This window comes from Vibrio sp. 10N.222.52.B7 (assembly GCF_041474275.1).
GTDB lineage: Bacteria > Pseudomonadota > Gammaproteobacteria > Enterobacterales > Vibrionaceae > Vibrio > Vibrio crassostreae_C.
In genome coordinates, this window is sequence record NZ_JBFRTU010000551.1 from 1 (window position 1) to 307 (window position 307).

The following is a 307-nucleotide window of genomic DNA, read 5'->3' on the forward strand; positions in this document are numbered from 1 at the left end:
CAAGTGTGCCAGACACTTGGTGGCTTCCCGATGGCGGTCTGACAATGATCGGTTCAGGAATAGCGCTTGCAGCAAAACCTTGGCTACCTGCGGTATTACCGTGTTCGTCAGTCATTGTTGCTTGTACATTAGAACCCGGATGAACTTCAATTTGTATTCCGTGCTGTAGAGTATGAGCATCTAATACATGATCCTGACCGTTAACGACAAGATGCTCACCGATTTTGGCATCACCAGGAGGCGTAACGGTTGCAGTGATCGTGTTTGCTTGTCCTCGGGCGATTTCAGCTTTGCTGTATAAGTTGTC

Annotated in this window: 1 protein-coding gene; it reads right to left on the reverse strand. The window is 48.2% G+C overall.

Annotation, left to right across the window (positions count from 1 at the left end; genetic code table 11):
* Positions 1-307, reverse strand: a 307-nt coding sequence (locus AB4512_RS24150; protein WP_372176022.1) for a hypothetical protein, incomplete at both ends; no start/stop codon positions are given.